The 9,019-nt window shown below is 71.7% G+C and carries 4 protein-coding genes; 2 read left to right on the top strand and 2 right to left on the bottom strand.

The annotated features are described in order from the left end of the window. Positions 1-491: 491 nt before the first annotated feature. The gene (locus HCC78_RS30505) at positions 492-1,400 is read right to left on the bottom strand and encodes a LysR family transcriptional regulator (protein ID WP_172332511.1); all 909 of its coding nucleotides are present in this window, start codon (positions 1,398-1,400) and stop codon (positions 492-494) included. A 112-nt stretch (positions 1,401-1,512) separates the two neighbouring features. Between HCC78_RS30505 and HCC78_RS30510 the strand changes: the two genes are divergently transcribed. Together HCC78_RS30510 and HCC78_RS30515 are read left to right on the top strand one after the other, a co-directional pair. Continuing rightward, positions 1,513-2,697 (top strand): MFS transporter, encoded by a 1,185-nt coding sequence (locus tag HCC78_RS30510; RefSeq protein WP_172332512.1) that lies wholly within the window; start codon positions 1,513-1,515, stop codon positions 2,695-2,697. A 1,452-nt stretch (positions 2,698-4,149) separates the two neighbouring features. Continuing rightward, the gene (locus tag HCC78_RS30515) at positions 4,150-4,854 is read left to right on the top strand and encodes a cyclopropane-fatty-acyl-phospholipid synthase family protein (protein ID WP_172332513.1); all 705 of its coding nucleotides are present in this window, start codon (positions 4,150-4,152) and stop codon (positions 4,852-4,854) included. Between the two features lie 3,097 nt (positions 4,855-7,951). On the opposite strand, the gene HCC78_RS30520 is transcribed toward HCC78_RS30515, so the two are convergent. Then, a complete protein-coding gene (locus tag HCC78_RS30520; RefSeq protein WP_172332514.1) occupies positions 7,952-8,113 on the bottom strand; it encodes a hypothetical protein in 162 nt (53 codons plus the stop codon). Between the last annotated feature and the right edge of the window lie 906 nt (positions 8,114-9,019).

The following is a 9,019-nucleotide window of genomic DNA, read 5'->3' on the forward strand; positions in this document are numbered from 1 at the left end:
ATCTCGCCAGGAACGGCCGAGCGCGGTTCCCTCGGGCCTGTTTTGCGGTCCCCGGCCGTCTCGCGCCTGCGCTGCTTCGCGACCGTCTCCGGGTTCGCCGGGAAAGCAATTCACTGGATCGCTTTCCGATCCTCCTCGCTCCCGAGTTCCCGGCTCAGCGCCGCGGCCGAAGCTTGCGATCGCTGTATTGCAGCTCGGATGGCGTGCGCCCCTCTCGGCGAATGCGCACATTTGCCTTCCGGTCAGAGGATCGCGGCGCTGCCGTGACGAACCTGTCCCATGGTGCTTCCTTCCATCCCAGCGAATGGATCGCACCATCAAACCATGGGATCAAATTCCTACGTACTGGTGGCGGGCACGGGCCAGGACAACGCGGGCGGTGAGGACATCGCTGCCGTCAGGGTGCTGCGGTAAGCAGTCATCAGGCCGGGGCGCTGCTTTGCTCTGCATGAAGCTGCAGCAGACTGCCGGAGCCGCCCGGCCGCACGGGATCAGGCTGCAGCGGCGAGATGGGCGCGCAGCCGGGGCGCCATGAAATCGAGGAAGGCGCGGACCCGGTGCGGTATCCGCTCGCCGCCGAGAAACAGCGCGTGGACATCCTCGCTGTCGCCTTCGACGGCCTCCGCCAGCACTTCGGCCAGCCGTCCCTCGCGCAGGTCCTCGCGGACATGGAACTCGCCGATCCGCGCCAGCCCCATCCCGGCCAGCGCCATCCGCCGCACCGTCTCCCCGTTATTCGCCATCAGCGGGCCAGTCACGCCGCGATCGACGATCCGGCCGCTGTCGCGCAGGGGCCAGACCGGGGCCGAGCGGCGGAAGTTGAAGCCCAGGCAGGCATGGCGCGCAAGGTCGTCCGCCCGCTCGGGGCGGCCGTGGCGGGCCAGGTAGTCCGGCGAGGCGACGATCTTCCGCGGCGCGGTGCCGAGTTTCAGCGCGGTGAGGCTGGAATTGCCGAGCGCGCCCACGCGGAAGGCGACATCGGTGCGGTCGAGATAGAGATCGACGATCTCGTCCGACAGCGACAGGTCGATGACGACGTTCGGATAGTCCGCCCAGAAGGCCGGAAGCAGCGGCTCCACCGCGACCAGCCCGAAGCCCACCGAGGCCGAGACGCGGACCGTGCCGGTCATCCCCGCCGCCCCCTGAGACAGGTCGCGTTCCATCGCGTCGAGTTCGGCCAGCAGCGCCCGGCTGCGCTCGTAATAGCCGCGCCCCTCCGCGGTCAGGGACAGCCGCCGGGTGGAGCGGTCGAGCAGCCGCACGCCCAGCCGGGCCTCGACCCGCCCGATCAGCTTGGAGACCGTCGAGGGGGTCATCCGCGCCTGCCGCGCCGCCTCCGAGAAGCTGCCGGTTTCCACCACGCGCAGGAAGACCTGCATTTCTCCCGCCCGGTTGTCCATGCGGCCTCCTGTGAACCTGTTTCACAGATCATGTGCCCGGGCGGCCAATTTTCAAGCCCGGAGGCCGGTTCTATGTGACTGGTAGCGAAGTAACGAGTGAACAGGATTTGCAATGACCCAGGACAGCCCCAAGGGGACCAACTGGCCGCTTCTGGCCCTTGCCGCCGGTGCCTTCGGCATCGGCGTGACGGAATTCTCGCCGATGGGCATGCTGCCCGTGATCGCGCAGGGCGTGGAGGTCTCGATCCCCGCCGCCGGCATGCTGGTCAGCGCCTATGCGCTGGGGGTGATGATCGGCGCCCCGGCAATGACGCTGCTTTTCGCGCGCTTCGGGCGGCGCAGCGCGCTGATGGCGCTGATGGCGATCTTCACCCTCGGCAACCTGATGTCTGCCATGGCCCCCGGCTACTGGACGCTGCTTGCCGCGCGGGTGGTCACCAGCCTCAATCACGGCGCCTTCTTCGGCCTTGGCGCGGTGGTCGCGGCCAGCATCGTGCCGCCCGGAAAGCAGGCCAGCGCGGTGGCGACCATGTTCATGGGCCTGACCATCGCAAATGTCGGCGGCGTGCCGATGGCGACCTGGGTCGGCCAGCATCTTGGCTGGCGGCTGGCCTTTGCCGGAACGGCCGGGCTGGGCCTCGCCATCATCGCGGCCTTGTGGGCGGCGCTTCCCGCGGGGCTGGCCGGGCAGCGTCCGGATCTGCGGCGCGAATTGCGCGTGCTCGTCCGGCCCGAGGTCCTGACCTCGCTGCTGACGACGGTGCTCGGCGCCAGCGCGATGTTCTCGCTCTACACCTATGTCGCCCCGGTCCTGCAGACCTTGGCGGGCGCTTCGGGCAGCTTCGTGACGCTCTGCCTCGTGCTGATCGGCGCGGGCTTCACCATCGGCAACTGGGCGGGCGGCAAGCTGGCCGACTGGTCGCTGCAGGGCGCGGCGACGATCTTCCTCGCGTCGCTGTCGGCGATCATGCTGGCCGCGCCGCTGTTTCTCGGCCATCCGGCCAGCGCGGCGGTTCTGCTGACGGTCTGGGGCGCGGCAGCCTTCGCCATCGTGCCGCCGGTGCAGATGCGGGTGATGCGGGCGGCGGCCGGGGCGCCGGGGCTCGCCTCCTCGGTGAATATCGGGGCCTTCAACCTCGGCAATGCCATCGGCGCGGCGCTTGGCGGCGCGGTGCTGAGCCTCGGGCTGGGCTATGCCGCAGTGCCGGTCGCCGGCGGGCTTGCCGCGCTGGCGGGCCTTGCCCTGGTCTGGGTCGGCCGCCGCAGCCCGGCCGAGGCGGCGGCAGGCAGCGCCTGACTTCGGCCGGGCCGGTGGCGGGCATGGCCCGCCGCCAACGGCCCGCGTTGCCCCGCGGCATCCGAAGACGCGGTCCGGCAGCAGGTCTGCGGAGCTCCGGCCCGCAGCCTGCAACGTTGCGCAGGCGGGGCTTGCGGGAGTCCCGGGCCGCGCCCCGTTGCCGCCGCCAAGGCCCATCGAAGGCAGGCAGGCGGCCGCAATTCTGCGCCGCTGCAGCCATGCCCGGGACGGCACCTGCATCGTTGCCGGTGCGCGATCTTCCTGTGCTGCCGCGGCCCGGCGATCCGGAAACGGCAGCTTGCCAAGGCTGGGGCGCATGCTGCGCCCTGACCTGGTCTCCAGGCAGGGGGGGGGATGGCCATGGGCGAACCGCCTGAGGGCCGCTTGGAGCGCAGCGGTGGCCCGGCGGTTCGGTGCCTCGTTTGGCCAATGGGGATCGATTGGCTTCCGTGGTGCAGGAACGACGCCCGGTCTTCCAGGCAATGACAGTTGCCCGGGGTTCTGCGGTCCGGTGCCGCAGCGATGGGGCGCCGGAACCGGCCCTGCAGTCTTGCACGCGGCGGTCCGGGCGTTCGCCCCTCTGCCGGGCCGTGATGCAGGCCCGGCAACTCGGTCGCCCCAGGGTCCGGGCCCTCCAGCCAGAGGGAGACTCTGGCGCAGACCGTGCGGATTTTCCCGGCCGACCGCAGGCGATGGCGGCGCCGAAGCTGTCGCCCGGCTGCGTTTCAGGCGTCCATCCCTGAACGGCTTGCGTCCCGGACGGGCGCGGATGGACAGGGAAAACGCCCGGCCCGCGCCGCAGCATGCCGGACTGGGCAGAGACCTTTTCGTGACATGCCGTCCGGGTGCGCCTGCCGGTCATCAGGCTTGGATATAAGCCGCGCTCCTTCGCCCGGTCCGGACGGTGCAAATCCCCCAAGGTGCCGATTGTCCGCATCCGCCGGAGCTGCCCGGTCCGCTCCCGGACGACGCAGAGATCCGGTCGGCCAGTCCGGACTTGCCGGTGGCGGTGGCGCCCGCGGCTGCCGCGCAGCGGTCAGCCGGAGCCCGGCGGACCGGAACATTCCGGACCGCCGGGCGCTGCGACACCGGAAAGGCGGCTGTCCAGGGGCCTCGGGGCTTTCCGGGCCTGAGGCAGGCGTCCGCGGCGCGATGGCGGGGATGCGGCGCGGAGGATCCCGTCGGTTCGCTCGCCCCTGCGGCCCGGACCCTGCTGGACCGGAAGGTCCCCGGCAACCTGGGCATCCATCGGCAGGCGGCCGGTACCGGCTGCGGCCTACGGCATCCATCCGGGTGTCGGCCGCAATGCGGCCCGGAGGATGCGCACGGCGGTTCTGCCATTGCCGCGGCTGCGAATGCACGTTGTCGCGATGCGGCTCGGACCCGGGCGCAAATCGCGTATCCTGTGCCGCGGCGCACCGGCATCCGTTGCGCAGAACAGGAGACCCAAGGATGACAGCTGCCGCCCATGAGAAATTCGATGCCGGCCGGGCCGGAGAGTACGCGGAGCAGGCGCGGATCGCGCTTGCGGGCTACGACGCCTGCCACGAGCTGTCGGCCTGCATCCTTTCGGCGGCGCTGGCCGGCCGGCCGGAGCGGCGCATCCTCGTCGCCGGAGCGGGCGGCACGGCGGGCGAGATCCTCGCGGCGGCGCGGCTGGAACCCGGCTGGCGCTTCCTGGCGGCCGACCCGTCGGCGCCGATGCTTGCCTTGGCCGAGGCGCAGGTGGCAGAGGCCGGGTTCGCGGACCGCGTCACCTTCCACTGCGCGGAGATTTCGGCGCTGCCGCCGGAACCGGACTGGGATGGCGCGCTGGCGATCGGCGTGCTGCACCATCTTCCCGGCGATGCGGAGCGGGCGCAGTTCCTGGCGGAGATCGGCGCGCGGCTGCGGCCGGGCGGATCGATGGTCCTTGCCGGGAACTGCCGCCCCTACGGCAGCGCGCCGCTTCTCGCCGCCGCCTGGGCCAACCGCTGGCGCCAGCACGGCGTTGCGCCGGAAGAGGCCGCGGCGAAGCTGGCGCGCATCCAGTCGGGCGCGGTTCCTCCGGCATCGGAGGAGGCGGTCGCGGCGCTGCTGGCCGGGGCGGGCTTCGCCCCGGCCGAAAGGTTCTTCGCCAGCCTCTTCTGGACCGCCTGGCACGCGCAGCGCCGATGACCGGAGGCGGCGGCCGTTGCGCGGGCGGGCGGCGGAGCTGCGCCGGCCCTTCGGGATTGCCGGTGGTGCACTGCCCGGCGCCCGCCGCCATCGGCTGCCGTGCCAGGTCTGCCGCTTCGGGCGTCGCGCCCTGGATATGACGGGCCTCGATGCGCGGCCCGGCCGCATGGAGGACCCCGATCATGTCGACGCCGCGCATCTGGGGTCGGCAGGGCCCGTGAAGGCGATCTTCGGGCCGAAGGCGACTTTCGGCGCCACCGTCATGTCCGAGAAGACCGCATGGGCTTGGAACGCCAAGCCGATCTGCCTCTTGGCCGCGGGCCGCGCGCTGACGCCGCGATCCTCGACGGCGGTCCGCCTGGAGCTCGCTGTATCGAAGCCCGCGGGCGGGCGCGGGACGCTGGTCATTCCGCCGTTCGACTGCCCGGGGAAGAGGAGGAATTCGCCCTTCCGCGCGGACAGGCCAATGCTTTGCACGGCGGCAGCGAGGCCGTAGGTCCTGGCGATGCCGGCGAGGTCGCGGAAGGTCGCGTGCCATCCATTCTTGCCCGCGGAACGCGCCCGGGCCGGGCCATGGGGGAAGCTCCCTCAGGACCATGCAGATCCATGCGAAGGCAAAGGCCGTGACCGCAATGGCGGCGGGCTGGCGGGCATGGTCCGGGCGGTCCTGCGCCCTGCAGAGGCCGAAGCCGGGTCGGCCGGGAATTCGTCCGGGGAGATCGAGAAGGTCAGGACGGCCCGCGAGACTATGGAGGAGCACATGTTCGGGAAGATCACCATGGCGATGGTCCCTGGCCGCGGGGTGCCGGGGCGCTCGGCGGCTTCGGTCAGCGTGGCGAAGCCGCTGCCCTGGATGCCGGCATCGACCGCGCGTTGCATGCGGGGCTGGGACAGCACCGTGCAGCCGACCGCCAGCGGCAAGTTCGTGCCCGCCTCCGTCCTGGCCAGTGGCGGAAGGTGCCGTCGATGCGCACATCGCCGAAGACCGGAACCACCGGCAGGACGCCGGCAGCATCAGGCCGAAGAATTGGGTCGGCGGGCGCAGCCACGGCAGTTCCAGCCGCGCCCATCGGGCGGTGGGCACGACCTGCAGGATGCCGGACACGATGGCTGCCCGCAACGCCATGGCGGACAGCGCGGCAGCTGCGGGAAGAGGCCGGAGGACAGTGCCGAACAGTGGGACTCGAAGTTCGGCCCGCCGCGTTCCATCTGCAGCGGGGACTTGGAGGTCGCGAAGAGCGGCAACAGGAAATAGGCGGAGGCCTGCGGCACCGCCAGCCAGGAAAGAACCGGGAGCTGCTGCATTGCTGCCACCGCCCGGCACGGCGGTGCAGGATGACATGGACCGTGTCCGGGGCGACCATGATGACGATCATGCCGGCGGCCATCGCAAGGCCGGGGCTGGGTGCAGAGGACATTGCCGCGGATCAGCTGGAAGGGGATGATCGGCCCCATGCTGAAACTGGCCGAGGTCGGCACGCAGATCGTGGCGGGAATGCCGGAGGCACTGGCGACGGGCAGCAGCCCGGCACCGAGGACGCGAGCTGCGGGAGCCCCACCTGCAGCAGGTGCTGGCGCGGGCTGGCACCCGGGCGCTCGGCGGCTTCGCATCGATCGGGGCGCATGCACTCCAGCGCGGGCGTCAGCATCGGCTGCATCAGCGGCAGCCGAAGGTGCAGACAGGTCGGCATCAGCCCCCGGAAGGACAAGAGCGAGACACCCATCGCACAGATGTTGATCCCGAAGACGCCGCGCAGCACCGGTGTGGTGGGGCCGGGCTGTCCCAGCTTGGCGACGAAGGCAAAGGCCAGCGGAACGCCCGCGACGTTCGCGGCCACGCCCGAGAAGGGCATGCAGCCGAGGCGGCCCCAATTGGGCGGCCTGCCCAGGACCAGCACCCAGCACAGCATCAGCTGGGCAAGTGCGCTGATAGCTGCGGAGTTGATGCCGAGCCGGATCGACAGCCAGTCCCGGGACCGGATTTCGGGCGGGAAGGGCCACGCCAGCGCTCCAGCGGCTGGCGCCTGTCGGGCGGCTGACGGCGCCGCGCACCGGACAGCCGACGGGCAGGATCACGAAGAGCGCTACGAAGGTGGGGAAGGGAACGAAGCCAAGCCAGCGGCAACTGGGTGCGCGGCGCCGCGGAATCGCCTTCGAGGAGGGCTGTTGGCCAAGCGGCTCCGGAGGAAGGGAGTGACGGCGCGGGCCCTCACTCCGGTTTTCGCAGGGGCGCAGCCGGACGCCCATTTGCTTCGCCCGGTTCGCGGCCACAGCCGCCTTGGCCTGTGCCCCATCGGCAAGGGACGGGAAGACCGCCCTGGCGTCGTTCCCGGCGGGCGGCAGCATGGTCGGCAGGTCCTGTTGGCTAGCGCCGCGGTCCGCCCTGCTGGCGAAGCGGATCGGATGGCAGGAGCCGGCAAGCCACAGCAGCTGCCATCGTCCGAACGGAGGTGCTCCATCCACAGCCTGGCGGCATTCGGATGCAGGGCATTGGCCGGGACCGTCCGGTCAGGGACGCCCGCGACAGCGGCCCCCTATGGCAGGATCGCCTCGGCGGGTTGCCGTCGAGCGTGTCGCGCATCGCCCGCAGGTTGCCGTCCAGTCGAAACAGAATGGCGTGGTGCCCTGGGCTGTGGTCTGCGCGCTGCCTTTGACGGGAACGGAATTGCCGTCCTCCTTCAGCTCCATGAAGAAGGGGATGCCGGCGTACAGCGTGTCGGCGCCCGTGCCCCCGCAATTGGCCATGCCCGCCGCATGGTCCGCCATCATTGCCGAGTTGCCGGTGCGCGCCTCGCCCCGTGCTGCGGAAGAGTTGCGGAATTCGGGGATTGCAGCGCCTCGCGGCGGGGCGGTGCACCAGGGAAAATGTCGAGGCTGGCGCCGAAGCCGAGCGCGCTGCAATCGTCGCCGTGCCAGAAGCCGTCCGCGTCCTTGATGTCGTGCGGGATCGGATGCCGGGTGGAGACCCTGTTGGGTTGCAGCAGGCCCTCGTCATTGGCCGCTGGCCGAAGGACAGGCCGGCATCCAGGACGCCGGGCGCCTGCGGGTCGGCATTCCCCCGTTGACCTTGATGCCGCATATAATCTTGGAGCCAGCTTTAATGTCGCCATGGCCACACCGGCCATGCGGCAGCGATCGCTGCCAGCATGCCGTCCTCCGTCGCGGCGGTCTGCTCGGCTGGAAGCTCGGGCATCGCCGCGCAGGCGCCGGACGCCGCAGGGGCCGCCGCCAGCGCCAGCGCGGAGGCCGTCTTCTTCATGGTCCGTATCCGCCCGCCGGCCTTGCAGTTCCCCGCAAGTTGGTGCGGTGAATTGGTTCGCCTGCCGGCCTTGGCCCTGGCGACGGCGATAGGGCCATGATGCGCCATGCGGCACCGGATGCGCGAGGTGCGGGCATGGCACGGAGCCGGGTGGAAACGGAAGCCGCCGGGTGCGGTCCGGGACCGGCCGGACGCCGAGGCGGCCGCCGGTTCCTCTCCGGCGGGACTGCCAGCGGAGACGGGATCCCCTTGGGGCATTCCGCGGCGTCCGCCCTGCGCATCCGGGCCGCCGGCGGTCCCGTCCCGATCCGGCAGGACGCCACGGAAGTCAATTTCAGGCGCGCGGCCCCGGAGAAGACCGGGTTCGCCCTCCCGGCCGGGCACAAGCTGGAGGACGGCCGCCGCGGGAAGCGCGCCGTCTGCGGGGTCCGGATGCATGCCGGCCCGGCGGCCGCGCCGGACGGGCTGCCCCCGGGCCGGCGGCGGCCAAGTTCCGGTGCCGCGCCGCCGTCAAGGGCACTGCCGCGCCCAAGCGCGGGGTCACCCCGGCCCGCGTGCCGATCCGCTGCCCGGCAGGGCATTGCGCGGCAATGTCCCGGGAGGGAGCGGAAGGAGGCATGCGCTGGCTCGGCAACCTGCGCCTGTCCGCCGGGCCGGCAGGCGCGCCGGAGCGGCCCGCCTGCATGCCGGGCCGCGGGAGCGGCATCTGCGGGCTCTGCTGCCCGGCCGAGGATGGCGGCCCGGCCATCGCCGAGGTCATGGCGCAGGTGCCGTCCGGCGGCCCCCGCGCGGTGCGGTTCCCCCACGCTGCCGACCGAGGCCCGATGCCCGCTTCCGCCAGCCGCTCCGTGCGCTTGATGGACAGGTGCTGGGAGCCGCGGCCGCTGTGATGGGCCGGCGCCCTCC

The organism is Mangrovicoccus sp. HB161399 (assembly GCF_013184745.1).
Classification (GTDB): Bacteria; Pseudomonadota; Alphaproteobacteria; order Rhodobacterales; family Rhodobacteraceae; genus Mangrovicoccus.

Bases quoted from the DNA above. Each gene is read 5' to 3' on its own strand.
- HCC78_RS30510 (WP_172332512.1), top strand. From the start codon at position 1,513: ATGACCCAGGACAGCCCCAAGGGGACCAACTGGCCGCTTCTGGCCCTT.
- HCC78_RS30520 (WP_172332514.1), bottom strand. From the start codon at position 8,113: ATGAAGAAGACGGCCTCCGCGCTGGCGCTGGCGGCGGCCCCTGCGGCG.
- HCC78_RS30515 (WP_172332513.1), top strand. From the start codon at position 4,150: ATGACAGCTGCCGCCCATGAGAAATTCGATGCCGGCCGGGCCGGAGAG.
- HCC78_RS30505 (WP_172332511.1), bottom strand. From the start codon at position 1,400: ATGGACAACCGGGCGGGAGAAATGCAGGTCTTCCTGCGCGTGGTGGAA.